This window comes from Actinoplanes philippinensis, from assembly GCF_900113015.1.
Taxonomy (GTDB): Bacteria; Actinomycetota; Actinomycetes; order Mycobacteriales; family Micromonosporaceae; genus Actinoplanes; species Actinoplanes philippinensis.
In genome coordinates this window covers 593551-617834 of the sequence record NZ_FONV01000005.1, presented here as the reverse complement: position 1 = coordinate 617834, position 24284 = coordinate 593551, and the positions used below count along the sequence as shown (strand labels likewise).

The following is a 24284-nucleotide window of genomic DNA, read 5'->3' as shown; positions in this document are numbered from 1 at the left end:
GCCCCCAACCGCATCGACGGCGGCTCGTGGCTGCCCCGCGACGCAGGTGGCCGGTCCGGACCGCCCGGCGGCCGCCGGGCTGAATCCGGTGGCCACGCGGGGTGGCCGTACCCCCTCATGGGTTCAAGCGACGGTGACGTTGCGCGGCCATGCGGACCGGGGCGTCGGGCTCGCCGAAGCGGTCGTAGCCGGGGCGGCGTTCGACGATCTCGAAGAAGACGCGGCCGCCGTAGACCGGGGTGTAGAGGTGGAGCAGTTCGTGGCCGGACGGGTCCCGGTCGTAGAGGATGCCGTGCCGGGCCAGGGTGGCGACGAGATCGGCGTCCAGGGCGAAGCGGGCGATCAGGTCGTCGTAGTAGTTGTCGGGCACCGGCAGAGGCGGCAGGGTGAGGGCCGCGGCGGTGGCGACGATGTCGTCGGTGGTGAAGGCGACGTGTTGCGGGTCGGCGACCGCGGGCGCCCATTCGCCGCGGCGCAGCAGGGCCACCGTGAGGGCGACCCGGACGGTGCGGGACGTGTTCGCGACGGCGCGGGAGCGCATCAGGCCGAAGGGGGCGGCGTACTCCTCGGTGGCGAGATGGTCCAGGCCCAGCACCGAGTGGTAGAAGAGGCCCGCCTCGTCGAAGTGGTCGAACGGCTGCGCCAGCCCGAGATGGTCGACCGTCAGCAGGCCGGCGCCCGGTCCGGCCGGGACGCCGGTGGGGAGGAAGTCGGCGCGCCATCCGTCGCCGGGCGGGGTCACGAAGACGCTGGTGCCGTCGGGGGCGGTGATCGCGGCGAGTTCGGTTTCGCCGGGCTCGCGGACGTTCGGGTGGGCCGGCGCCAGGAGTGCCCCGGCGCGGGTCACCGAACGGCCCGGATCGGTGGAGGTGACCGCGAAAGCGCTGATGGCGGCCGGGCCGGGGCGGGTCACGGCGCTGTTCAGGACGATCCGGGCGGTTCCCTGCTCCCAGAGTTCTACGGGTTTGGTGCGGTGCTGGCCGGTGTGGGTGAAGCCGAGGCCGCGCAGGGCGGAGCGGAGTTCGGGGCCGGAGTTGCCGTCGACGGCGAACTCGGTGAAGGCGTGGCCGGCCAGCTCGGGAGCCCCGGGGAGGTGGCGTACCGCGAGCGCGTCCTCCAGGCCGATCAGCGAGCGCATCGCGTCGACGGCCGTGCGGGCCGGGTCGGACTGGCGGAAGACGTCGTTGAAGACCTCCAGCGACAGCGGGCCGTCGTAGCCGGCGGAGAGGACCAGGCGGACGAAAGCGGGCAGGTCGAAGGCGCCCTGGCCGGGGAAGAGGCGGTGGTGCCGGCTCCACTGGAGCACGTCCATGCTCAGGTGCGGCGCGTCGGCCAGCTGCAGGAAGAAGATCTTGCCGGGGGTGATCTCCGCGATCCCGGCCGGGCTGACCTCGCGGGACAGCACGTGGAACGAGTCGAGACAGAGCCCGAGCGCCGGATGGCCGGCGCGCCGCACGATCCGCCACGACCGGTCCCAGGTGGAGACGTGCCGCCCCCACGCCAGCGCCTCGTAGGCGATCCGCATCCCGCGGGCCTGGGCACGGCCGGCGAGTTCGGTGAGCTGGGCGGCGATCAGGTCGTCATCGTCGGCGGCGGCCGGGGCGACCGACGAGCAGACCAGCACGGTGTCCACGCCGAGGGCGGCCATCACGTCGAACTTGCGCTCGGCCCTCTCCAGACTCCTCCGGAACAGTCCGTCGTCAGTGGAGTCCAGGTCGCGGAACGGCTGGTACAGATCGATGCTGAGCCCGAGGTCGTCGCATCGCTTGCGGACCTCGGCCGGCGCCGTCGGCGACACCACGAGATCGTTCTCGAACAGCTCGATGCCGTCGAATCCGGCCGCGGCCGCCGCCGTCAGCTTGTCGTCGAGGGTTCCGGAGAGACAGACGGTGGCGATCGACCGGCGCATGCGGGACTCACTTTCGTAGATAGCCGGTCACCAGATCGCCGAGCATCGTGCGGTAGTGCTCCCGACGCTGCGGGTCGAGCAGGTCCCGGTCGAAGAGCGCGCCCCACGTGTGGCGGTTGGCGACGCGGAAGAAGCAGAACGAGCTGATCATCATGTGGACGTCGAGGGCGTCGACGTCGGCGCGGAAGAGGCCCTCGTCGTGGCCCCTGTCGAGCACCTCGCGGAGCAGGTCGACGGCCGAGCTGTTGAGGTCGACGAGCCGGGCCACGTGGTTCATGTGCTTGGCCTGCTGCGCGTTCTCGACGCCGACGAGCTTGATGAACGCGGGGTGCGCCTCGTGGTGGTCGAAGGTGACCTCGGCGAGCCGGCGGACGGCCGCGACCGGGTCGAGATGGCCGACGTCGGCGGTCCGCTCGGCGGCGCGGATCTCGGCGTACGCCCGTTCCAGAACCGCCAGGTAGAGCTGCTCCTTGCCGCCGAAGTAGTAGTAGATCATCCGCTTCGTCGTCCTGGTACGGGCGGCGATCTCGTCCACTCTGGCCCCGCTGTAGCCGCGGTCGGCGAACTCCTCGGTGGCCACGTCGAGCAGCTCGGTGCGGGTGCGCTCGGCGTCGCGCCGCCGCTCGCCCGTGTCTGCCCGCACTGTTTTCTCCTGCGTCATGAACCCAGTCTGCCGTGGGCCTTGACAGTGTCCGCCGTCACACCCGATAACTAACGTACCAGTTCGTACATTAGAAATGGAGATCGAGATGTCGGCATGCCGGTGCGGGCTGATCGGGCACGGGATCGGCGCCTCGCTGTCACCGGCGCTGCACGAGGCCGAGGGGCGCCACCACCACCTCGGGCTCACCTACACGCTGTTCGACGCCGAGTCCCCATCGGACCTGGAACGGCATCTCGACGAGGCCGAGCGTGCCGGGTTCGCCGGGCTCAACATCACCCACCCGTTCAAACAACAGGTGATCAAGCACCTCGACGAGCTGTCCCCGACCGCCCGGGACATCGGCGCCGTCAACACCGTCGTGTTCTCCGGCGGGCGACGGCACGGGCACAACACCGACGCGTACGGGTTCGCCGAGTCCTTCCGTACCCAGCTGCCCGGCGCGGCCACCGGTCACGTCGTTCAACTGGGCGCGGGCGGCGCCGGAGCCGCCTGCGGCCACGCCCTGCGCGGTCTCGGCGTCGAGCGGCTGACCATCGTGGACCCGGATCGCTCCCGCGGCGGGAAACTCGCCGACCGGCTCGGCGCGAGCCACCGGGAGACGGCCGGCCCGGCCCTCCTGAAAGACGCCGACGGGCTGGTCAACACCAGTCCGATCGGCATGCGTCACCACCCGGGGATCCCGCTGCCCGCAGCGTCGCTCCACCGCGGCCTGTGGGTCGCCGACATCGTCTACATGCCGGTGGAGACGGAGCTGCTGCGCGCGGCCCGGGCCGCCGGGCTGCGGGCGGTCGGCGGCGCGGCGATGTGCGCCTACCAGGCCGCCGCCGCGTTCGAGCTGTTCACCGGGCGTACCCCCGAAATCGCGCGGATGCTCCTCCACCTCTCCCATCTTCTGGAGCGCGGACATGTTGACCGAGACCACCACTCGTGAGCTTCCCGAACCCCCCTCACTGCGCAGAATGGTCGGGCCCGGCGTCGTCGCCGTCGGGATCGGCATGGCGGCCGGCGAGATCATCCTCTGGCCGTACCTGACCGCCATCGGCGGCCTCGGCCTGCTCTGGCTGGCGTTCACCACGCTGGCCGTGCAGTTCGTCATCAACATGGAGATCGAGCGCTACACGCTGGCCACCGGCCAGACCGTGGTGGCCGGATTCTCCCGCTGGTGGAAGGGCTGGGGCATCATCATCTGCCTGGCCGGCGCCTTCCAGTACGTCTGGCCCGGCTGGGCGACCAGCGGCTCGACCCTGCTCACCTACCTCTTCGCCGGCGGTGATCCGGTGTGGATCACGGTGATCGGGCTGGCCGTGGTCGGGGTGCTGCTGACCTTCTCCAAGGTGATCTACAAGACGGTCGAGCGGGTCGAGACGCTCAAGGTCGCGCTGACCCTGTTCTTCCTCGCCGTCGTCGTCGTCTTCGTCATCTCGCTGAGCACCTGGGGCGAGGGCGCGAAGGCGACGGTCACCGAGTTCGGGCAGATCCCGGACGGCATCACGTTCACCATGCTGCTCAGCGCGATCGGCGCGGCCGGGGCCGGCGGTGTGCACAACCTGGTGCTGAGCAACTGGATCCGGGACAAGCGGTACGGCATGGGCGCGCACGTCCCCCGGCTGGTCTCCCCGATCACCGGCCAGGAGGAGGCGGCCGGCACCGGCGACCGCTATCAGTTCCCCCTGGACGAGACGTCGATGAGCCGCTGGAACCTGTGGTGGCGACGGGCCAACGTCGAGCACCTGGTCACGTTCGTGGCGGTCTGCTTCGTGACGATCGGCGTGATGAGCCTGCTCGCGTACGAGACCCTCTTCGGCCGTGGCGACCTGAAGTCGGACCCGTCTTTCCTGCGGATCCAGGGCGACATCTTCCAGGCCGAGGTCGGCACCTGGCTGAAGCTGCTCTTCCTGGCGGTCGCGGCGGTGTCGCTGTGGGCGGCCGCGATGGGCCTGCTCGACATCATCGGCCGGGTCGCGTCGGACTTCCTGCGGCGCAACTACCTCGCCGGGTCGGCGCGCTGGACCGAGGCGCGGCTCTACCTGACCGTGGTGTGGACCGAGATCGTGCTCGGCTCGATCATCCTGCTCGCCGGCTTCACCCAGCCGCTCGGCCTGCTGATCGTCTCCACCTGCGCGGCCTCGGTGGTGACGCTGCTCTACTCGGTCCTGCTGGTCCGCCTCAACACCAGAGACCTCCCGGCGCCGATCCGGATCCGCGGGTGGCGGCTGGGCGGGCTGCTGGCGGCGATCGGTTTCTACGGCTTCTTCGCGATCGCCATGGTGGTGACCCAGCTCGACAAGCTGTAGGTGGTGGGGGCCGCCCATCCGGACGGCCCCCGTCACTCAGACCCTGCGGCGACGGGTCCAGGAGAAGCCGATCAGGCCGGCGAGGGCGGCCAGCACGCCACCGCTCGCCGTCCAGATCCAGCGGGACGAGAAGTCCGGGACCCAGGCGAAGTACTCCTCCTCCGGCTCCGCCGGCACCGTCGGCGCCGGCGTGGTCAGGATCTTGCCGGGGCGGTTGTCCGGGACCAGCGGGGCGGCCAGTGAACCCTGGTCGGCGCCGGTGTCGCCGGTCGGCGCGGTGAGTTTCAGGCTCACCTCGACCGGCAGGCCCAGGTCCTTCTCCGGCAGGTCGGTGCTGGACAGGCGTACGTAGTAGGTGCCGGGCAGCGGGTCGCCGTCCCACGGCTCGGCCCACGAGCGGACCTGCCGCAGCCGGCAGCCGAGCGTCACCGACGTGGCCGATGTCTCGGCGACCGGGCTCTGCTCGCCACCGACACAGGCCTGCCGTCGGCGCAGCCCGTCGAAGACCTCGACGGTCCACGCGTGGTCGCCGGTCCGGCCCTGCGCGGGCAGCGCCACGTCGACGGCGAGCTCCGGCCGCTGCCCGGCGGTGGCCGGGAACTGCCAGTACAGGTAGTCGCCGGTCACGGCGGAGACCTTGACCGGCTGGTCGGCGGCGATCGACACCGCGGTCAGGTAGGACGTGCCCGCGGTGCTGACCAGCGGTGTCGGGCCGGCGGACGGGTCGGCGAGAAGAAGAGCCGCGGCGAGTACGAGCTGCTGCATGATCAGTTCTCCTTCCACTTGGCGACCCACCAGCGGGTCAGCCAGCCGGCCAGCACTCCGGCGATCAGGCCGGCGATCACGAGCACGAGGAGCAGCAGGAAGCCGCTGCCGAGGCCGGGGGCGTCCGGTGTCCGGGACGCGGCGACCAGGCCGATGCTCAGCTCGACGGGCATGCCCGGCGCGCCGGCGGCAGTGGCCGAGGCGAACGAGTTGCTCACGATCAGGCAGATGTCCGAGGTCGCGGCGAGCGCCGGCTCCTCGTCACCGGACCAGCGCAGGCCGGCCGAGATCACGTCCGCGCGGCCGCTGCCCGCGTCCACGCCACGGACCAGTTCGCGGCCGTCCACGGTGGCCGCCTTGATCAGCACGCCGTAGTCGCGGTTCAGCGGCCGGTCCAGGGCGATGCTGGCCGAGGCGCGCAGCTCGTCGCCGTCGCGGACCGAGACCCGGTAGAAGCGGTGCTCGCCGATCAGCTCCCGGTCGGTGTAGACGCCGGCGGCCAGCAGGGGAGCGGTCGCACAGTCCTGGGCGCCCTTGACCTCGGCCGGGGTGACCGGCGGCGGCAGCGCGGCCCGGTCGACGAGCTGCTTGATCCGGTCGGTCAGCTCCTCCTCGCTCTGCGCCGCGGCGTACGTGCCACCGGTCGCCTGCGAGATGCAGACCAACTGCTTGCGGGTCTTCTCGTCGGGCGCGAGGCCGAGCGTGTCGACGACCAGGTCGGTGCCCTGGGCGGCCAGCTCACGGGCCACGTCGCACGGGTCGGGCGGGGTGCAGGTGTCCTCGCCGTCGGTGATCAGGACGATCCGGCGGGCGGCTCCGGCGCCGTCCAGGTCCTTCGCCGCCTCGCGCAGGGCCAGGCCGATCGGGGTGAAGCCGGTCGGTTTCAGGGTGGCGATGGCGTTCTTGGCGGCGACCCGGTTGACCTGGCCGACCGCCACGATCTGCTGGGTGTCCTTGCAGCCCTGCTTCTTGTTCTCGCCGCCGTAGGTCGCGCCGAGCACCCGGATGCCGAGCTGGGTGGTCTCCGGCAGGGCGTCGACGACCTCGTTGAAGGCGCGTTTGGCGACCGTCATCCGGGTCTCGCCGTCGATGTCGTCGGCCTTCATCGAGCCGCTGACGTCGAGGACCAGCTCCACCACGGGCGGTTCGGCGGTGGTCTCGTCGGCGCGGGCGGGAGAGGCGCCGGGAACGGCGACCGCGATCAATCCTATTGCTGCCACAATGGACAGTTTTCTGTGGATCACGCGGCAAGATCATAAACATACGTCACGGGTACGGGTCCCGCGGGGCGGCCAGGCACCCGGCGACGCCCATCGCGACGCCGCCCGGGAGTCAGGAGACGGCAGCGGGCCGCGGCACATCGTGCGCCACGGCCCGCGGTGAGCGAGTGTGAGGTCAGGACTTGAAGACGTCCTTGATCTTCTCGCCGGCCTGCTTCAGGTTCGCGCCGGCCTGATCGGCCTTGCCTTCGGCCTCCAGGCTCTCATTGTCGGTGGCCTTGCCGACGCCTTCCTTGACCTTGCCGCCGATCTCCTCGGCCTTGTTGTCGACCTTGTCGTCGAACGCCATCGGGCACCTCCAGAGTCGGGCGATCGCTACGAATCGGCAGATACCCGTCAGGCGGGGTGGCTAATCGTGTCAGCGGTCCGCGTCCGCACCGTGCTCCCGTCCGGCGTGGCCGCCATGCGGCAGAACCATGCCCTCGGCCGGCGCAGGCCGGGGTGTCCCGCGGTAGTGGTTCCCGGCGCGGGTGTGCTCCTGGGCGTGCTCGACTTCGTGTGGATCAAGTACGTCCCCTTTCCGTTCGGTGGCCTGGGCAACTCGATCGCGGTCTGGGCCGTAGTGGCGTTCCTGCTGGCCTTCCTCAATCGATGGACGTTGCCGGCCGGCATCGTCGGCTCGGTGCTCTGCCTGGTTCTCGCCGTGCCGAGCTACTACCTCGCCGCCACCGTGATCCAGAGCGATTCCCCGGAGAACATGTACAACGCCACCGCGTTGCTCTGGATGGCGTTGGGTGTGGTGGCCGGCACGGTCTTCGGCGCGGCGGGCGTGCTGGCGCGAACCGCGGGGCGTTTGCGTGCGGCTGCCGCGGCCATGCCGGGCGCCGTGCTGTTCGCCGAGGCCGCGATGCAGCTCAAGCGGATGACCGATCCCAGCTACACGACCTCGGACAGCCTGGGGTACGCCGCAGTCCTGATCGCGTCGGGGCTGGCACTCGTCGTGCTGGTGAGCCGCGCCGACGCCGGCATCACCGGCCTCGGCGAAGTGATGCACCACCGCATACGCCCGGCGGCCGCGCTGTCGGCCGGGAGTGCCGCCCGCGTCGCGCGGTAGCCGGGGACGGCGTGGTTGCGGTCGGGACGTCGTGGCCGTACCACGAAGGGGTTATTTGAAAGCGGCGTGGCCGGTGAGCGTCTGGCCGATCACCAGCGTGTGGATCTCGGAGGTGCCCTCGTAGGTGAGGACCGATTCGAGGTTGTTGGCGTGCCGCAGCGGCGAATACTCCAGGGTGATGCCGCTGCCGCCGAGGATCGTGCGGCACTCGCGGGCGATGGCCAGCGCCGTCCGCACGTTGTTGAGCTTGCCGACGCTGATCTGGTGCGGCTTGATCGTGCCGGCGTCCTTGAGGCGGCCCAGGTGCAGCGCGAGCAGCGCCGACGTGTTCAGGTCGACCGCCATGTCGGCCAGTTTCTGCTGGGTGAGCTGGAAGGCGGCGATCGGCCTGCCGAACTGGACACGCGAGTTCGCGTAGTCGACCGCGGTGCGCACGCAGTCGAGCGCCGCCCCGGCCGAGCCGAAGACGATGCCGAACCGGGCCTCGCTCAGGCAGCTCAGCGGCGCCCCGAGCCCGCGCGCCTCCGGCAACTGCGCCGAGGCGGGCAGCCGCACGTCGTCCAGCGACAGCTCACCGGTGATCGAGGCGCGCAGCGACAGCTTCTTCTTGATCGTCCGGGTGGTGAAGCCGGGCGTGTCCCTCGGGACGAGAAAACCCCGGATCCCCTCTTCGGTACGGGCCCAGACGGTCGCCACGTCGGCGATGCTGCCGTTGGTGATCCACATCTTCGACCCGTTGAGGATCCAGTCGTCACCGTCGCGCACCGCGCGGGTGCGCATGTTCGCCGGATCGCTGCCGAAGTCGGGCTCGGTGAGGCCGAAACATCCGATCGCCTCACCGGCGGCCATCCGGGGCAGCCACTGGAGTTTCTGCTCCTCCGACCCATACCGCCAGATCGAGAACATCGCCAGCGAGCCCTGCACCGAGACGAAACTGCGCAGCCCCGAGTCGCCGGCCTCCAGTTCCAGGCAGGCCAGACCGTACGCCACGGCGCTCGTCCCGGCGCAGCCGTAACCCTCCAAATGCATCCCGAGGACACCGAGCTTGCCCAGCTCGGGCGCCAGCTCACGGGGGAACGTGCCCTCCTCGAACCAGTCGGCCACGTGCGGGCGCACGTGCTCGGTCACGAACCGCGCCACCGTCTCGCGGATCTGCCGCTCCTCGTCGCTGAGCAGGCTGTCGAAGTCGAGCAGGTCGAGCGGATCGGTGAGGGTCATGGGATCGATTCTGCACCGCCGGGCTCGTCAGCGTTCTCTCAGAGGGGTGATCTAGCCTCTTGATCATGGCGGCCTCGATACCTGGACTCAGCGACCTCGTCGATCCGGACGTCCGCGACCGGGTCGCGGCGTTCCTGACCGGGGTGGAGAGCGAGCTGCTGGTCGCGGTGACCAGCCCCGACCCGCTGATCGACGAGGCCGCGGCGCACCTGGTCCGGGCCGGCGGCAAGCGGTTCCGCCCGCTGACCGTCTCGCTCTGCGCCCAGCTGGGCGACGCGTCCCGGCCCGAGCTGCTGACCGCCGCCGTGCTGATGGAGCTGACCCACCTGGCCACCCTCTATCACGACGACGTGATGGACGAGGCGCCGCTGCGGCGGGGCGCGGCCAGCGCGAACTCGCGGTGGAGCAACCGGATCGCCGTCTACGTCGGTGACTTCCTGCTGGCCCGGGCCGCCCAGATGGCGGCGAGCCTGGGCGAGGCGGCGGTCCGGCGGCAGGCGAGCACCCTGTCCCAGCTGGTCCGCGGGCAGCTCGCGGAGACCGTCGGCCCGCGCGGCGGCGACCCGATCCGGCACCACCTGCAGGTCGTCGAGGACAAGACGGCCTCGCTGATCGCCACGTCGGCCTGGTTCGGCGGCCTCTTCGCCGGGCTGCCCGCCCACCACGTGCGCACGCTCGCCGACTACGGCACCGCGATCGGCATCGCCTTCCAGCTCTCCGACGACCTGCTCGACATCGCCTCGGAGACCGCCCAGTCCGGCAAGACGCCCGGCACCGACCTGCGCGAGGGCGTGCCCACCCTGCCGATGCTGTACGTGTTGTCCGATCCGTCGTCCGGCAGCCCCCGTTTGCGGGAACTCCTCTCGAAAGGCCCCCTCACCGACGATGAGGAGCACGCTGAGGCGCTGGTCCTGCTGCGCGAGTCGGCTGCCCTGAAGCAGGCGCGGGAGACCGTGCACGGCTACGCGGAGGCGGCCCGCCGCAGCGCCGGCACCCTGCCCGCCGGTCCGGCCCGTCAGGCGCTGGAGCAGCTCTGCCACTACATCGCGGATCGCACCGGCTGATTTCTCTTCACTCTCCCGGCCTCGAGCCGATGAGCGCTGTGCCAATTCTCTAGGAGAAGCACAGCGGGGGAGAGAGATGCGAAGCGAGGACGACGGTTTCACGCTCGTCGAGCTGCTCGTGGCGCTGGCCGTACTCAGCGTCGCGATGGCCGGGCTGGGGTCGTTCTTCGTCAACGGCAACCTCGCCGTGTCGCATCAGCGTGACCAGCGCCAGGCGGTCCAGGTGGCCTCCACCACGATCGAGCAGGTGCGCGGGCTGAAGGGCACGTCGCTGCTCGCCGGGCGCGGCCCGCTGAAGGCGAAGGAACAGTGGGACCGGGCGCTGGCCGGAAACTACCGCGGCAAGATGAAGAAGTACCTGGGCAGCATGCAGATCGCCTCGGACGCGGAGATCACCGACCCGGCCTCCACCCTGGGTGACAACGCGGCGCTCTCCACCGCCACCCAGACGATCTCGGCCGGCACCATGCAGTTCCAGCGCGACATCTTCGTCGGCCGCTGCGAGATCTACTACCTGCGCAACGACGACTGCGTGGACCCGTCGTTCGGCACGCCACCGGCGAACCCGGCCGAGATCCTCAAGTACTTCCGGGTCGTCGTGCTGGTCACCTGGAGCGGCAAGAACTGCTCCGGCGACAACTGCAGCTACATCGCCTCGACGCTGGTCGCCTCGCAGGCCGAGCCCACCTTCGACTCCAAGGCCGGCCCTCCGGACCTGATCACCACCGAGATGTGGTTCTACGTCAACAGCGAGACGCCGAACTGGCTCGACGTCGACCACGGCCAGCTGCCCAACGTGTGGTCGTGGGCGGCGACGAAGCCGTCCTGGCTCACCATCGACCCGAAGACCGGGGTCGTCAAAGGACTGCCCACCGTCGCCGGTGACACGTCGACCACGGTGACCGTGACCGACTCCCTCAAACGCATGGACTCCGGCACCATCGTGTGGCACGCGGTCACGCCACCGACGATCAGTGCGCCGACCAATCTGACGAGCATCGTCGGCAACCCGGTCAGCCTGACCGTGCCGGCCGCCAACGGTGTGCCGAACCGCGTCTTCACCCTGGTCAACATCGACGACAACCTGGACCTGGACCTGGACCGCGCCACCGGTGTCCTCACCGGCACGCCGACCGCGACCGGGGTCTATCCGATCACCGTCAAGGTCGAGGACGCCAACCTCAAGTCCGCCGAGGTGACCTTCAACCTCACGGTGCTCCCCTACAAGCCGCCGACCATCACCGTGCCGCCCGCTCTGCAGGTCAACTACAACGCGGCGGTCAGCGCCACCGCGACCGGGGCGAACGGCGACCTGAAGTACACGTACGCCGCCACCGGCCTGCCGAGCGGGGTGACCATCAACACGTCGACCGGCGCGCTGTCCGGGGCGCCCAAGGTGGCCGGGCGGTACCTGCCGACGATCACGGTGACCGACGGGCGGGCCGCGACCGCCAGCGGCTCCTTCGAGCTCGTCGTCAACTCGACGGCGGTCCTCAACTTCACGTCGCCGGCTCTGGTCGGCGCCGACCGGACCGGCAAGGTCGGGACCGCCGTCAACCTGCCCGTGACCACGAACAGCCAGCTGCTCACGCTGACCGGCCTCACCCTCGACGCGCCCTCGCTGCCACCGGGCCTGAAGTGGAACAGCGGGAAGGACGCGATCATCGGCACGCCGACCACGGCCGGGACCTACCAGGTCACCGTCACCGCCACCGCGAAGCTGGCGACCGTCACGCAGACCGCCGTGCTGACCATGAACTGGACGATCTCCTGATGGCCGCGACAAGAAGGGCGACCGGAATGTGGCAGCGGCTGCGCACCCGCCTGGCCGGTGGTGACGACAGTGGATTCACGCTCGCCGAGATGGTGATCGCGATGACGATCCTGTCCTTCGTCACGCTGATCACCGTCACCGCGGTGACCGAGATCTACTCGGGCACCAAGCGGATCGACAACACCGGCGCGGTCCGCGACCAGCTGGACAACAGCTTCCGCCGGATGGACCGGGAGATCCGCTACGCGACCTGGATCGGCCAGGAGGCGCTGGTCAACGGCGCCTGGACGATCAAGTTCGCCACCCAGGACGGGTGCCGGGCGCTCAAGCTGAGCACCACGGGTGACCTGAGCCTGACCACCTGGGCCACGAGGGGCACGACCAAGGACGCCACGATGGCGCTGGCGTCGAACATCAAGCAGATCACCGGAGCGAACCCCTTCACCCGCAACAAGGCCGGCGTCCCGCCCAGCGCCCCCACCGGCATGGGCGCCGACTATCAGCCCGTGTTCTACCAGGTCCGCCTGTACTTCAACGTGCAGGACGGCACCGTCACCATGCCGTTCGACGCCACCTTCACCGCACAGAACGCCGGTACGACCACCGACGACAATAAGTACAAAACTGACTATTGCGTAGGAGTGACCCCGTGAGAGCAAGAATGATGAGGTGCGCCCGCGACGACCGGGGATCACTGCCGATGGCGATCATGGTGACCACCATGGGTCTGGTCCTCTCAGTGGCGCTGCTCCCGCTCGTGGTGCGCCAGGTCACCACCACACGCTCCTTCAAGGACCGCAGCACGGCGCTGAACGGCGCTCAGGTCGGTCTGGACACGGTGATGGCGCGGGTCCGGGCCGCCTCCGAGATCAACCTGAGCGGCTCCGCCGACGGCCGGCTGGAGGACATGCCGCCCTGCGACTTCGAGGGCGACGCCGGGATCGACGGCACCGGTGAGAAGCTGCTCTACAAGGTGAAGATCACCTACCGGGACCAGGACGGCGACGAGCTGAAATGCCCGTTGGTCGCCCTGCCGACGACCGCCGACGTGACCTCCGAGGGCGTCAGCACCGCGGGCACCCGGTCGGTGTCGGCCACCTACAAGTTCTCCACGACGAACAACAACATCCCCGGCGGATCGATCTGGATCGCCTCGTCCACCGACAAGACGCTCTGCATGGACGTCAAGTCGATGCCGGTCGCGATCGACCGGGCCGTCGTGATGCAGGCGTGCAACGGCAACAGCACCCAGCAGTTCGCCTACACCGAGAAGCTGTACCTCAAGCTGATCAACTCGGAGGGGACGAAGCTGGCCGACGGCACGATCGCCGAGGACGGTGTCTGCCTGTACGCCGCCACGCCGCACGCCTCGGGCAGCGCCGTCACCCTCCAGCGCTGCCCGAACACGAGCACCCCGACCGGCCTCTACCAGTGGAGCCTCGACGGCAACAGCCAGTTCCACTCGACCAACTCCAGCCGGGGCATCGAGAGCTTCTGCATCAACCTCAAGGCGGCCAACACCGTCGGCACCCCGCTGATCCTCGGCTCGTGCGGCGGCAGCACCACCCTGAGCGTCTGGCGGTCGGACCCGCGGATCGGCGCCGGCATGGCCGGTGACAAGACCAACCAGCTGGTCAACTTCGCCCAGTTCAGCCGCTGCCTGGACGTCACCAACCAGAACGTCGGCTACTCGTACATGATCGCCTGGTTCTGCAAGCAGGCCCCGACCGGCGTCGTCGACTGGAACCAGATCTGGGAGCACCCGGTCCCGGACGCGACGAAGAAGGAGATCTCCAAGAAGGGCCCGGTCGTCGTCACCCAGAACGGCACCAAGTACTGCATGAAGTCGCCGCTCTCCACCGCCACCAACGCCTACGTGACGGTCGAGAAGTGCGCCACCAACTACGCGACGGCCTACGCCTCGAAGGACGACACCAGTGCCTTCGGCTGGACCGTCTACCACGACACCGGCAACTACGCGACGAGCTACCGGATCGTCGACAACAAGGGCTACTGCCTCCAGCCCACCGACCTGAACGCGACCGTGAAGGACACCCACTCGGACGGCACCAGCAAGGTCAAGGTGGGCGTCTGCAGCAGCTCCGAGCTGCAGAAGTGGAACGCGCCGGCCAACCTCAACGTGGCCACGCCGATCTCCAACGTCCGGGAGAACTAACTGCCATGACTCGACCGTCTCCGGCCACGGAGGGCCGGGACCCGGGATTCACCCTGGTGGAGACCGTGGTGGCGATCATGATCGTGATGGTCGTGACGGCCTCGCTGACCAGCCTGTTCGTCTCGTCCAGCCGGATCGCGCACCTGCACGGCGACCGGCAGATCGCGATCCAGCTCGCCGACGACGCGATGGAACGCGTACACGCTCTGAAGGTCGCGGCCGTCCTCACCGGCCGCGACCGGAAGAGCGTCACCGAGCAGTGGTCCGCCCCGCTCGACGCGGTGAGCGGCATGCTCGACAGCGCCGTCACCGACATCGCCTACGACGGCGACGCGGCCGACGGCGCCGGGGCGACCGCGAAACTACCGACCACGCCGCTGGAGCAGACCCTCAACGGGCTGATCTACCGGCAGCACTTCTACATCGGCAGCTGTGTGCGGCCCAGCGCCACCGCCTCCGAGTGCGTCGCGGCGTCCGCCGCGGCCGGCGCCGGCAAGAGCGCCGTCATCCCGTTCTACCGGGTGATCGTCGCGGTGACCTGGCCGGGCCGGCTCTGCCCGGCAGGCACCTGCTCGTACGTCACCTCGTCGCTGATCGGCAGCCGCACCGAGGAGCCGGTCTTCAACACCAACACCAGCGCCGGCGTGCTCGACCTGACCACCGAGATGGACAGCATCGTCTACGACGACGTGACACTGCCGGTCACTCTCGACTTCGCGGCCACCGGCGGCGAGGGGGCCCGAGTCTGGTCGGCGCTGAACCTGCCGCCCGGCATGACGATCAGCCCGACGACCGGCCGGGTCACCGGCACCCCGACCACGGCCGGGACGTACGCCACCCGGATCGTCGTCACCGACGTCTACGACCAGCAGGACTACGTCGCCTGGAGCTGGCAGGTCAAGGCGCTCCCGGTGATCAGCACCAGCAACACCGCCGTGCTGACGATCAAGGGCGGGGTCGCGTACACCAAGACGTTCGCCGTGACCGGCGGATCACCGGCGCTCGTCTGGTCGGCGACCGGCCTGCCGCCCGGCCTCACCATGGCCGCGGCCACCGGCATCGTCTCCGGCACCCCGACCGGGGTCGGCTCGTGGAGCTCGACGATCACCGTGACCGACGGCCACCAGCAGACGAACGCGAAGACGTACACCTTCACGGCCGCGACACTGTCGCTGAGCGTCGCCGCGCAGAGCCTGACCCTCGGCACGGCGGCCTCGGTCACGATCGCGGCGGCGGGCGGCATCCAGCCGTACGCGTACACCGCCACCAATCTGCCCCCCGGGCTGACCATGAACGGCACGACCGGTGTGGTCAGCGGCACGCCGGCCCAGGCCGGCAGCTGGGCCGTCGTGATCAAGGTGGTGGACGCGGCCGGCAGCACGCTCTCCCGGACCGCGACCTGGAAGGTGACGTGATGGGACGGCGCGACGACGACGGGTACACCCTGGCCGAGCTGATCGTCGCGACGACCCTGATGGGGGTGGTCACCGCGGTGACCACGCTCGCCGTGGTGCAGATCTACCGGTCGTACAACTCGACCGATTCCGAGATCGAGGCGCAGACGCAGGTCACCACGGCGTTCCGGGTCCTGGACCAGGAGATCAGGTACGCCCGGAGCGTCAGCGACCCGGGCGTGGTCGAAGGGGACTCCTACGTGGAGTACCTGGTCAACCTCGACGACGTGGACACCTGTGTGCAGTTGCGGCTGCACACCCCGACCGGGGAGCTGCAGCGCCGGAAGTGGCCCAAGAAGGCCGGCGTGGTGTCGCCGACCGCCTGGACCACGCTGGCGTCGCTGGCCACCTCGGAGAAGCCGTTCACGGTGATCCCGGTCGACGCCAACGCCTTGGACGGCTTCCGCTACCAGCGGCTGCGGGTCTTCTTCACCTCGGACGCGGGCCTCGGCGAAGCGGCGTCCCGCCGGGTCACCGACATCACCTTCACCGCGCTCAACGCGACTGCCGACGACAACGCGGACACCTGCACCGAGGCCAGGGGAGTGAGCTCATGAGGTTGTGGCGCCGCCGTGGCGACGAAGGGTCACTCCCCATCGCCGTGCTGATCACGCTCGTCGGCATGAGCCTGGGCGGCCTGCTCACCTCCATGGTGGTCAACTCGATCACCGACTCCAACCTCAGCGCCCGGCGGGTGCTGGCGCTGCACGCCGCGCAGGCCGGGCTCGACGTGGGGCTCGCCCAGGTGCGCGGCGCCGTCAAGGCCAACGCGATCACCGGCGCGGAGGAGGGCGACCGTGCCCAGCTGCCGTGCAGCCCGCTCACCGGCTCCGTCGGGGGCGGCAACGAGTCGTCGTACACGGTATCGGTCGCCTACTTCCGCACCGACCCGCAGGGGCAGGACGCCGACTGGCTCGACGACAACGCCATCTCCTGCGTGACCGTCAGCGGCCCGCAGTACGTGCCCGCGTACGCCCGGTTCACCGCGATCGGCAAGGCCGTCACCGGTGGCCGCACCATGACCCGCACCCTGAGCGGCACCTACGTGCTGCACACCACGAACGCCAACATCTACGGCGGGCTGATCCACGCCTACCGGACCAGCAGCAGCGTCAAGGACTACTGCATCGACGCGGGCTCCGGCGACCCGAACGGCGCCACCCCCGTCACCATGCAGCTGTGCAGCCCCGGTGCGGTCGCGCAGACGTGGGCGTACACCGAGACGCTGCAGATCGTGCTCGTCGCGTCGCAGAAACCGTCCCGCCCGCTCGGCATGTGCCTGCAGGCGGGCCTCACCCACGTCGCCGACAACGTCGTCACCGTCGAGCCGTGCCAGGGCACCAAGCCGTCGCTGTACCGGCAGCAGTGGAGCTTCAACGGCTCTGCCGAGTTCGTCGGCTCCGAGCTCACCGCCGGCTCCAACACCGACGGCTCCTGCTTCTACCGGCAGTTCGACGGCGCCGCGGACAGCAAGCTGCTCCTGCTCGTCAACTCGTCGGGCTGCAACACCAGCTCGGTCAACGCCCGCCGCTGGTCGCCGGACGCCGCGGTCGGCGCGGGCATGGCCGCCTCCCCGGCCGGCCAGGCGGTCGGCCAGCTGGTCAACTACAACCAGTTCGGCCGGTGCCTGGACGTCACCGAGAAGAGCGTCACCTTCGTGCACATGATCGCGTGGCCGTGCAAGCAGAACCCGAACCCGGCCAACGTCGAGTGGAACCAGCGGTACGGCTACCCGGCTCTCGACCCGGCGAAGGCGGGCACCGCGGAGAACCACGCCACCGGGACGATCACCACGAACAACGGCGCCGTCTACTGCCTCACCAGCCCGTCATCGCCCGACCTGTACCAGTACGTGACGACGAAGAGCTGCACCGGGGCCGGTAACCAGCGGTGGACCGTGTACGGCGAGACGAACAGGTACGCCACCAGCTACCAGATCGTCGACGGCACCGGCGGCTACTGCCTGCAGCCCCGTAACCCGAAGGCCGAACCGCCCGACTACTACCAGCCGACCACGTACAAGATCAGCAAGATCTACGTGGCCCCGTGCGACGGCTCCACCCTGCAGAAGTGGAACGCCGACCAGAACGTGATCGCCGCGCTGGCCCTCAAGGACGTCAAGGAGACGAACTGAGAGCCGGTCAGCTCGTCGGGAAGAAGTTGCCGTACACGTCGAGCGAGGCGGCGCCCGTGGCGGCGACCGCCTCGTAGGTGTCGCCGCCGGCGTTGCGCCCGCCCGGCGGGTACGCGTACTTCGCTGTGAACGTGTAGGTGCCCGGGGCCAGCCGGTCCGCCGAGGAGAGCGTGAACCGGTAGAGGAAGGCCCCCGGCTCCTCGGTGACAGTGGTGCTGACGCTGCCGCCGGGAGCCTGCTTCGTGCCGCCGCGGGACACCAGCCCCTCGGTACGGGCCACCCGGATCACCACCTCCAGGGCGGTCAGCTCCTCGGTGGTCTTCAGCGTGACGATGCTCGCGCCCTGGGTGTCGCCGCTGTCCGGATCGACCGACCCGTCCGACCAGAGCGGGCCCTGGCTGACCCGGGTGAAGCCGGGCTGCCCCTTGACCGGTGACGGCGACGGGGCCGCGCTGGTCCGGCTCGGGGCAGGCCTGCTCGTCGGCGGCCTGACGGGAGTCGTCGTGGCGCCGGGCGTGGACGGCTCGATGCTCACCGGGTCGGTGACGACAGGTGTGGCGGTGGTCGTCGCCGGGGCGATCGACGGGGCCGGAGCGGCCTCGTCACGGTCGTCCGAGCCGGCCAGCGCCCACGTGCCGACACCGCCGCCGCCGAAGACCGTCACGACCGCGGCCACCACGGCGGCCATCCGGACGCGCGGGCCACGGCGGGCGCCCGGCACGTGGGCGCGGCGGCGGCCGGTGCCGGTGTCGTGCATGGCGGCCATGGTGATCCGGTCGAGCATGGCGTCGCGGTCGGGCTCGTGCGCCGCGGCCTCGGCCCGCAGCGCCGCCCGGATCTGATCGTCGGAGAGCCTCACCGGGCCGCCTCCCAGCCGTCGATGCGGACGTGGTCCCCCAACAGCTCGGCAAGCTGCTTCGCGCCGCGAGAGGTCGAGCTCTTCACCGCGCCGACGGAGATGCCCAGGACCGCGGCGACCTCACGCTCCGGGAGGTCGAAGGCGTAGCGCAGCACCACGCAGGCACGCCGCCGGTGCGGGAGCCGGCGCAGCGCGCCCCGGACGTCGAGGACGGCCGGCACGTCGGTGTCGCGGCCGCGGCGCAGCGACCCGAACGACAGCAGGCGCTCCCGGCTGCGGCGGCGTACCCAGTTACGGGCCAGGTTCATCACGATGCCATGACCGTAGGCGACCGGGTCGTCGGCGGCGGTCACCCGCTCCCAGTGCCGCCACACCTCGGTCAGCGCGTCGGCGGCCAGATCGTCGGCGACCTCGGACTCGCCGGTCATCAGGTACGCCAGACGCGACAGCGAGGCGTGATGCCGCTCGAAATACGCGTGGAAGGCGTCGTCGCGCACGGCACACCTCCTCGTTCTCCCGGATCGGACGACGTTCCGCCAGACCGGACGACGGTAGAGATCGTGCCCGGTCCGGGGCAAGGGCTGTTCGGCCGGTGAGACGCGGATATCAGCGACGTAGGCTACTTTCTCGATCATGGAAATAGGGATTGTCGGATTCCTGGCCGGCTTCCTCCTGTCGGTGGTGACCGCGCCGGTCGGGGTCTCCGGCGCGGTGTTCCTGCTGCCGGTCCAGCTCAGCGTGCTGCACGTGCCCAACCCGGCGGTCACCCCGACCAACCTGCTCTACAACGTGGTGGCCGGCCCCGGCGCGCTGCTGCGCTACCTGCGGCAGGGTGGGTTCGACCGGCCGCTGACCCGGCTGCTGATCGCCGGCGCCCTGCCCGGCGTGGTGATCGGGGCTTTCCTGCGGGTGTTCGCGCTGCCCGGCCCGCGGGTGTTCCGGGTCGTCGTGGCGGCGGTGCTGCTGCCCCTCGGCCTGTGGCTGTGCCTGCGCGCGGTCCGTCCCGCCCCCGCGCCGCGGCGTGCCCGTGACCTGCCGATCGGCTGGCTCGGGCTGGGCGTCGGGGTGATCGGCGGCGTCTACGGCATCGGCGGCGGCTCGCTGCTCGGGCCGATCCTGGCCGGCAGCGGCATCCCGATGGCCACCGTCGCCCCCGCCGCCCTGGCGTCCACCTTCGTCACGTCGGTGGCGGGTGCCGGCACGTACGGCCTGATCGCCCTCACCGCCGGCGCCGCCGAGATCGCCCCGCACTGGACCCTGGGGCTGCTCTGTGGCGCCGGTGGCCTGATCGGCGGCTACCTGGGCGCGCGGATGCAGCGGCGTCTCCCGGAGGCGGCGCTGCGCTTCCTGCTCGGCGCCCTCGCCGTCGCGCTGGCCGTCGTCTACCTGATCCAGGCCGTCTGACCGCACGGTCAGGGGATCAGGACCACCTTGCCGGTGGTCCGGCGGGCCAGCAGGTCGGCGTGCGCGCGCCCGGCCTCGGCCAGCGGGTAGGCGGGCCCCGGCGGCAGGACCAGGCGGCCGTCCGCGACCAGGCCGAGCAACTCCCGCAACGGCTCCCGGAACCCGCCGGGCATGTCCAGCGCGGGCTTGAGCCAGAAGCCGGCGACCGACGTGTTCCGCTCGGCCAGCACCCCGAAGTCGGCCGGCGGACGGCCCTGCCGGGACGCGTTGCCGTAACTGATCAGACGGCCGTACGGGGCGAGGCCGCCCAGCGCGGCGGTCAGCGTGGCCCCGCCGGTGGACTCCAGCAGCACGTCGGCGCCGCGGCCCCCGGTGACCTCGAGGAGGCGCTCCGCGTACCCCTCGGGATCGCTGTCCACCGCGACGCCGGCGCCGAGCCGCAGCGCCCGCTCCCGTTTCTCCGCCGTCGAGGCGGCCGCGATCACCAGACCGGCGCCGAAGTGCCGGGCGAGCTGCACCGCCACCGAGCCCACCCCGCCGGACGCGGCCCCGACCACCACTGTCTCGCCGTCGCGGAGCCGGGCGCTGCTGCGCAGCACGTGCCAGGCGGTCAGGCCCTGGACCAGCAACGCCAGCGCGGTCGCGTCGTCCACCCCGTCCGGCACCTCGACCATGTCGGCGTCGGCCACCGAGGCGCGCTCGGCGTAACCGCCGCCGGGGAACAGCAGCGCCACCACCCGCCGGCCGTCCGCGGTCCGGCCGGCCACCTCGGTGCCGGGCACGAACGGCAGCGCCGGCGCCGCCCGGTAGGAGCCGTCGGTGCGGTGCGTGTCGGCGTAGTTGACCCCGGCCGCGGTCACCTCCACCAGTGTCCGGTCCGGCAAGGCGACCGGGTCCGGCAGGTCGGCGGGCTCCAGCACCTCCGGGCCGCCGTGCCGGGAGACGAGGATCGCCCGCACTCAGGCGACCTCGCGTTGATCGGTTGCGCTCATGCCAAACATACTAATCAGGTGGGTGTTATAGGGACAGGTGCTGGAGGAAACGGGCCGGATCGGCCAGGAACGCCCGGGTCATGGCCACCGGCTCGGCCTGGTCGTAGGAGACCTCGCGGATCGGCCCCTCCGGCGTGATCTCCAGGATCGTGGCGCCCGGCGAGGCCAGCAGGATCGGCGAGTGCGTGGCGATCAGGAACTGGCTGCCCGCCGCCACCAGATCGGCGATCCGCAGCAGCAGGGCCAGGCAGCCGTTCACCGACAGCGCCGCCTCCGGCTCGTCGAGCAGGTAGAGGCCGGCCGGCCCGAACCGGTGCGCGGCCAGGTCGAGGAACGACTCGCCGTGCGACCGCTGGTGCGGCGACACCCCGCCGTAGGAGCGGGTGACACCCAGCCGCTCGATCTCGGTCGCCACGTTGTAATACGACTCGGCCCGCAGGAAGAACCCGGTACGCGGTTTGCGCCCGGCCGTACGAACCAGGGTGAGACTGCCGCCGAGACTCGACTCGGTGGCCCGGGTCGCGAAGTTGAACGACGTGCTGCCGCCCTCGGCGTTGAACCCGGCGGCCACCGCGATCGCCTCGATCAGCGTCGACTTGCCGCTCCCGTTGTCACCGGAGAGCAGCGTGACGGGGGTGGGCAGACGCAACTCCCGGCCGTCCGCGAGGGCGCGGACGACCGGGAGATCGAAGGGGTATCCGGCACGCGGCGCGCCGTCGAGCCGGATCGCTCGGAGAAACAGGGTCAGTCCTCCCGGGGGACCGGCACCGGGGCCACCCGCCAGATCCGGGCCGCGTAGTCGGCGACCGTACGGTCCGAGCTGAAGAAGCCACTGTGCGCCGTGTTCAGAATGGACATCCTCGTCCACCGGGCCGGATCCCGCCAGCTCTTCTCCACCTGCTCCTGGCACTCCAGGTAGGAGCGGAAGTCGGCGAGCGTCAGATACTCGTCCCAGCCCAGCAGACTGTCCGCCACCCGCCGGCCGACCTCGCCGAAGACACCCGAGGTGAGAGTGTCCATCGCGGCCCGCAACTCCTCGTCCCGCTCGTAGAAATGCCGCGGCTGGTAGCCGTTGATCCGGGCCCGGGCCGCCTCGTACGCGTCCAGGCCGAAGAGGAAGAAGTTGTCCTCACCGACCCGGGCGCGGATCTCGATGTTGGCGCCGTCCAGCGTGCCGATGGTGACCGCGCCGTTGAGGGCCAGCTTCATGTTGCCGGTGCCGGAGGCCTCCTTGCCGGCCAGCGAGATCTGCTCGGACAGGTCGGCGGCGGGGATGATCCGCTCGGCGAGGGTCACGTTGTAGTTGGAGGGGAAGACCACCTTGAGGTACGGCGAGACGACCGGATCCGCCTCGATACGCGCCGCGATCGTGGCGATGAGCCGGATGATGTCCTTCGCCGCGTGGTAGGCGGGCGCGGCCTTGCCGGCGAACAGCACCGTACGCGGCACCCAGTCGGCCGCCGGGTTCTGCCGGATCCGCTGGTAGAGGGTGATGACGTGGAGCAGTTTGAGCTGCTGCCGCTTGTACTCGTGGAACCGCTTGATCATCACGTCGGTGAGCGAGTCGGGATCACCGGCGGCCAGGTCCACCTTGTTGGCCCGCTTGATCGCCTGCCAGCGCTCCCGGAACGAGGCGTCGTCGGCCAGCCGCTCCAGACCGGCGAGCCGCTCCAGGTCACCGACCCAGCTGTCGTCGCCGAGGCCCTCGGTGATCAGATCGGACAGCCGCGGGTTCGCGATCTTGATGAACCGGCGGGGCGACACGCCGTTCGTCACGTTCTGGAACTTGGCCGGCCACAGCGCGGCGAAGTCGTCCAGCACGGTCTCCCGCAGCAGCTTCGAGTGCAGCTCGGCCACCCCGTTCACGGCCTCGGTGCCGACGACCGCGAGGTGCGCCATCCGTACCCGCCGCTCCGGATCCTCCTGAATGATCGACATCCGCCGCAGCCGATCGTGGTCGCCGGGGAACCGGGCCTCGACCTCCCGCAGGAACAGCATGTTGATCAGGTAGATGATCTCCAGGTGCCGGGGGAGCAGCTTCTCGAACATCCGCACCGGCCACGTCTCCAGCGCCTCCGGCAGCAGGGTGTGACAGGTGTACGCGAAGGTCCGCCGGGTGATCTCCCAGGCCTGCTCCCACTCCACCTCGTACTCGTCGACCAGCAGCCGCATCAGCTCGGGGATCGCGATCGTCGGGTGGGTGTCGTTGAGCTGGATGACCGTCTTGTCGGCGAACGTGTCCCAGCCCTCGTTACGCAGCCGGAACCGGCGCACGATGTCCCGCAGCGAGCAGGAGACCAGGAAGTACTGCTGCTTGAGCCGCAGCTCCCGGCCCAGCTCCGTGCTGTCGTCCGGGTAGAGCACCTTGCTGATGTTCTCGGCGCGGACCGCCTCCTGCACGGCCTCCGCGTACTGCCCGGCGGAGAACCGGCTCAGGTCGAACGAGGCCTCGCTGGCCTTGGCGCTCCACAACCGGATGATGTTCACCGTCTCGGTGCCGAAGCCGGGCACCAGCATGTGGCTGGGCTCGCCGAGCACCACCTCGCCCGGCACCCACACCTTGCGGGTCGTCGAGCCGGGAATCGGCTCGGTGTGACCGTAGAAGCCGACCGCCTGCCGGTCGTCCGGCGCCGGGAACTCCCACGGGTTGCCGTGGAACGCCCAGTCGTCGGGCAGCTCGGCCTGCCCCTCCTCGGTGATGACCTGCCGGAAGATCCCCAGGTCGTAGCGGATGCCGTAGCCGACGGCCGGAATGTCCCGGGTGGCCAGCGAGTCGACCAGGCAGGCGGCGAGCCGGCCCAGGCCACCGTTGCCCAGGCCCGGCTCGACATCCAGGTCCTCCAGGTCCTCCAGCCCGAAGCCGAGGGCCTTGACCGCCTCGGCGGCCAGATCGCCGGTGCCGGAGTAGAGCAGGTTCTGTTCGAGTTGAGCGCCGAGCAGATACTCCGCGGAGAGGTAGTAGACCCAGCGCGGATTGCTGGCGAACTGCGCCGCGGCGGTCCGGGCGCGCCGCTCGGCGAGATGGTCGCGCACGGTTTGGGCGAGTGCCTCGTACGCGTCCCGCGCGCTCGCCGACTCCACCGTCGTGCCGCGCCGGTAATAGAGGTTGCTCAACAGGTCCTGCTGGAACTCATCGGCGGTCTTGCCCAGTTTGCGTAGACCGATGCCCTGTCGAAGATCCATGCCGTCATTGTGCCCTCCGGACGTTTCAGAACACCCCTCTTCGGGCTAACGGCCACATCG

22 protein-coding genes are annotated in these 24284 nt (G+C 70.3%); 11 read left to right on the top strand and 11 right to left on the bottom strand.

Annotation, left to right across the window (positions count from 1 at the left end; all coding sequences use genetic code 11):
- Positions 1–115 precede the first annotated feature (115 nt).
- On the bottom strand, positions 116–1909 hold the full coding sequence (locus tag BM290_RS16015) for a bifunctional sugar phosphate isomerase/epimerase/4-hydroxyphenylpyruvate dioxygenase family protein (protein ID WP_093614627.1): 1794 nt from the start codon (positions 1907–1909) through the stop codon (positions 116–118).
- A gap of 7 nt (positions 1910–1916) precedes the next feature.
- Entirely contained in the window at positions 1917–2570 is a 654-nt protein-coding gene (locus tag BM290_RS16010; protein ID WP_093614625.1) for a TetR/AcrR family transcriptional regulator, read from the bottom strand.
- Positions 2571–2646: 76 nt separating this feature from the next.
- On the opposite strand from BM290_RS16010, the gene BM290_RS16005 reads away from it, so the two are divergent.
- Both BM290_RS16005 and BM290_RS16000 read left to right on the top strand, forming a co-directional pair.
- Positions 2647–3504, top strand: coding sequence for a shikimate dehydrogenase (locus BM290_RS16005; protein WP_239143574.1), 858 nt, complete (start codon positions 2647–2649; stop codon positions 3502–3504).
- Positions 3479–4867, top strand: a complete 1389-nt coding sequence (locus tag BM290_RS16000) for an Nramp family divalent metal transporter (RefSeq protein ID WP_143133756.1) — start codon at positions 3479–3481, stop codon at positions 4865–4867. Before BM290_RS16005 ends, BM290_RS16000 begins: the two co-directional genes overlap by 26 nt.
- A 36-nt stretch (positions 4868–4903) precedes the next feature.
- Here BM290_RS16000 and BM290_RS15995 read toward each other — a convergent pair whose 3' ends face one another.
- The 3 genes from BM290_RS15995 to BM290_RS15985 form a co-directional block, all read right to left on the bottom strand.
- On the bottom strand, positions 4904–5632 hold the full coding sequence (locus tag BM290_RS15995; protein ID WP_093614621.1) for a heme exporter protein CcmD: 729 nt from the start codon (positions 5630–5632) through the stop codon (positions 4904–4906).
- Positions 5633–5634: 2 nt separating this feature from the next.
- Positions 5635–6876, bottom strand: a complete 1242-nt coding sequence (locus tag BM290_RS15990; protein WP_093614619.1) for a VWA domain-containing protein — start codon at positions 6874–6876, stop codon at positions 5635–5637.
- 151 nt (positions 6877–7027) lie between these two features.
- Entirely contained in the window at positions 7028–7201 is a 174-nt protein-coding gene (locus tag BM290_RS15985; protein ID WP_093614617.1) for a CsbD family protein, read from the bottom strand.
- Positions 7202–7267: 66 nt separating this feature from the next.
- On the opposite strand from BM290_RS15985, the gene BM290_RS15980 reads away from it, so the two are divergent.
- The gene (locus BM290_RS15980; protein ID WP_177319729.1) at positions 7268–7966 is read left to right on the top strand and encodes a DUF6518 family protein; all 699 of its coding nucleotides are present in this window, start codon (positions 7268–7270) and stop codon (positions 7964–7966) included.
- 51 nt (positions 7967–8017) lie between these two features.
- Here BM290_RS15980 and BM290_RS15975 read toward each other — a convergent pair whose 3' ends face one another.
- Positions 8018–9184 (bottom strand): acyl-CoA dehydrogenase family protein, encoded by a 1167-nt coding sequence (locus tag BM290_RS15975; RefSeq protein WP_093614615.1) that lies wholly within the window; start codon positions 9182–9184, stop codon positions 8018–8020.
- Between the two features lie 65 nt (positions 9185–9249).
- On the opposite strand from BM290_RS15975, the gene BM290_RS15970 reads away from it, so the two are divergent.
- From BM290_RS15970 to BM290_RS15940, 7 genes are all read left to right on the top strand, one after another.
- Complete coding sequence (locus tag BM290_RS15970; protein WP_093614613.1) at positions 9250–10248, top strand: polyprenyl synthetase family protein; 999 nt, start codon at positions 9250–9252, stop codon at positions 10246–10248.
- Positions 10249–10324: 76 nt separating this feature from the next.
- The gene (locus BM290_RS15965; RefSeq protein WP_093614611.1) at positions 10325–12022 is read left to right on the top strand and encodes a putative Ig domain-containing protein; all 1698 of its coding nucleotides are present in this window, start codon (positions 10325–10327) and stop codon (positions 12020–12022) included.
- Positions 12022–12675: a PulJ/GspJ family protein gene (locus BM290_RS15960; protein ID WP_093614609.1), complete on the top strand. Its 654-nt coding sequence runs from the start codon at positions 12022–12024 to the stop codon at positions 12673–12675. Before BM290_RS15965 ends, BM290_RS15960 begins: the two co-directional genes overlap by 1 nt.
- Positions 12676–12722: 47 nt before the next feature.
- Positions 12723–14198 (top strand): RICIN domain-containing protein, encoded by a 1476-nt coding sequence (locus BM290_RS15955; RefSeq protein WP_177319728.1) that lies wholly within the window; start codon positions 12723–12725, stop codon positions 14196–14198.
- Positions 14199–14203: 5 nt separating this feature from the next.
- Positions 14204–15613, top strand: coding sequence for an Ig domain-containing protein (locus tag BM290_RS15950; protein ID WP_093614605.1), 1410 nt, complete (start codon positions 14204–14206; stop codon positions 15611–15613).
- The gene (locus BM290_RS15945) at positions 15613–16209 is read left to right on the top strand and encodes a pilus assembly FimT family protein (RefSeq protein WP_093614603.1); all 597 of its coding nucleotides are present in this window, start codon (positions 15613–15615) and stop codon (positions 16207–16209) included. The genes BM290_RS15950 and BM290_RS15945 overlap by 1 nt, the downstream gene beginning before the upstream one ends.
- Positions 16206–17786: an RICIN domain-containing protein gene (locus tag BM290_RS15940; RefSeq protein ID WP_143133754.1), complete on the top strand. Its 1581-nt coding sequence runs from the start codon at positions 16206–16208 to the stop codon at positions 17784–17786. The genes BM290_RS15945 and BM290_RS15940 overlap by 4 nt, the downstream gene beginning before the upstream one ends.
- Before the next feature lie 7 nt (positions 17787–17793).
- Here the strand turns inward: BM290_RS15940 and BM290_RS15935 are convergent, their stop codons facing one another.
- Entirely contained in the window at positions 17794–18645 is an 852-nt protein-coding gene (locus BM290_RS15935) for a hypothetical protein (protein ID WP_093614599.1), read from the bottom strand.
- Complete coding sequence (locus tag BM290_RS15930) at positions 18642–19142, bottom strand: SigE family RNA polymerase sigma factor (RefSeq protein WP_093614597.1); 501 nt, start codon at positions 19140–19142, stop codon at positions 18642–18644. The genes BM290_RS15935 and BM290_RS15930 overlap by 4 nt, the downstream gene beginning before the upstream one ends.
- A gap of 136 nt (positions 19143–19278) precedes the next feature.
- On the opposite strand from BM290_RS15930, the gene BM290_RS15925 reads away from it, so the two are divergent.
- The gene (locus BM290_RS15925; RefSeq protein WP_093614595.1) at positions 19279–20049 is read left to right on the top strand and encodes a sulfite exporter TauE/SafE family protein; all 771 of its coding nucleotides are present in this window, start codon (positions 19279–19281) and stop codon (positions 20047–20049) included.
- Positions 20050–20057: 8 nt separating this feature from the next.
- On the opposite strand, the gene BM290_RS15920 is transcribed toward BM290_RS15925, so the two are convergent.
- The 3 genes from BM290_RS15920 to BM290_RS15910 form a co-directional block, all read right to left on the bottom strand.
- Positions 20058–21008, bottom strand: a complete 951-nt coding sequence (locus BM290_RS15920; protein ID WP_093614593.1) for a quinone oxidoreductase family protein — start codon at positions 21006–21008, stop codon at positions 20058–20060.
- A 58-nt stretch (positions 21009–21066) separates the two neighbouring features.
- Entirely contained in the window at positions 21067–21690 is a 624-nt protein-coding gene (locus BM290_RS15915) for an AAA family ATPase (RefSeq protein WP_239143573.1), read from the bottom strand.
- A gap of 95 nt (positions 21691–21785) precedes the next feature.
- Positions 21786–24224 carry a glycogen/starch/alpha-glucan phosphorylase gene (locus BM290_RS15910; protein WP_093614591.1) on the bottom strand — a complete coding sequence of 813 codons (2439 nt, stop codon included), beginning with the start codon at positions 24222–24224 and terminating at the stop codon, positions 21786–21788.
- Positions 24225–24284 lie beyond the last annotated feature (60 nt).

What these genes read in the sequence shown, in the direction of transcription:
- BM290_RS16010 (WP_093614625.1), bottom strand. Translation starts at nt 2,570, where the DNA reads ATGACGCAGGAGAAAACAGTGCGGGCAGACACGGGCGAGCGGCGGCGC.
- BM290_RS15960 (WP_093614609.1), top strand. Translation starts at nt 12,022, where the DNA reads ATGGCCGCGACAAGAAGGGCGACCGGAATGTGGCAGCGGCTGCGCACC.
- BM290_RS15975 (WP_093614615.1), bottom strand. Translation starts at nt 9,184, where the DNA reads ATGACCCTCACCGATCCGCTCGACCTGCTCGACTTCGACAGCCTGCTC.
- BM290_RS16005 (WP_239143574.1), top strand. Translation starts at nt 2,647, where the DNA reads ATGGAGATCGAGATGTCGGCATGCCGGTGCGGGCTGATCGGGCACGGG.
- BM290_RS15955 (WP_177319728.1), top strand. Translation starts at nt 12,723, where the DNA reads ATGGCGATCATGGTGACCACCATGGGTCTGGTCCTCTCAGTGGCGCTG.
- BM290_RS15965 (WP_093614611.1), top strand. Translation starts at nt 10,325, where the DNA reads ATGCGAAGCGAGGACGACGGTTTCACGCTCGTCGAGCTGCTCGTGGCG.
- BM290_RS15970 (WP_093614613.1), top strand. Translation starts at nt 9,250, where the DNA reads ATGGCGGCCTCGATACCTGGACTCAGCGACCTCGTCGATCCGGACGTC.
- BM290_RS15995 (WP_093614621.1), bottom strand. Translation starts at nt 5,632, where the DNA reads ATGCAGCAGCTCGTACTCGCCGCGGCTCTTCTTCTCGCCGACCCGTCC.
- BM290_RS15910 (WP_093614591.1), bottom strand. Translation starts at nt 24,224, where the DNA reads ATGGATCTTCGACAGGGCATCGGTCTACGCAAACTGGGCAAGACCGCC.
- BM290_RS15985 (WP_093614617.1), bottom strand. Translation starts at nt 7,201, where the DNA reads ATGGCGTTCGACGACAAGGTCGACAACAAGGCCGAGGAGATCGGCGGC.
- BM290_RS15950 (WP_093614605.1), top strand. Translation starts at nt 14,204, where the DNA reads ATGACTCGACCGTCTCCGGCCACGGAGGGCCGGGACCCGGGATTCACC.
- BM290_RS15925 (WP_093614595.1), top strand. Translation starts at nt 19,279, where the DNA reads ATGGAAATAGGGATTGTCGGATTCCTGGCCGGCTTCCTCCTGTCGGTG.
- BM290_RS15945 (WP_093614603.1), top strand. Translation starts at nt 15,613, where the DNA reads ATGGGACGGCGCGACGACGACGGGTACACCCTGGCCGAGCTGATCGTC.
- BM290_RS15940 (WP_143133754.1), top strand. Translation starts at nt 16,206, where the DNA reads ATGAGGTTGTGGCGCCGCCGTGGCGACGAAGGGTCACTCCCCATCGCC.
- BM290_RS16000 (WP_143133756.1), top strand. Translation starts at nt 3,479, where the DNA reads ATGTTGACCGAGACCACCACTCGTGAGCTTCCCGAACCCCCCTCACTG.
- BM290_RS16015 (WP_093614627.1), bottom strand. Translation starts at nt 1,909, where the DNA reads ATGCGCCGGTCGATCGCCACCGTCTGTCTCTCCGGAACCCTCGACGAC.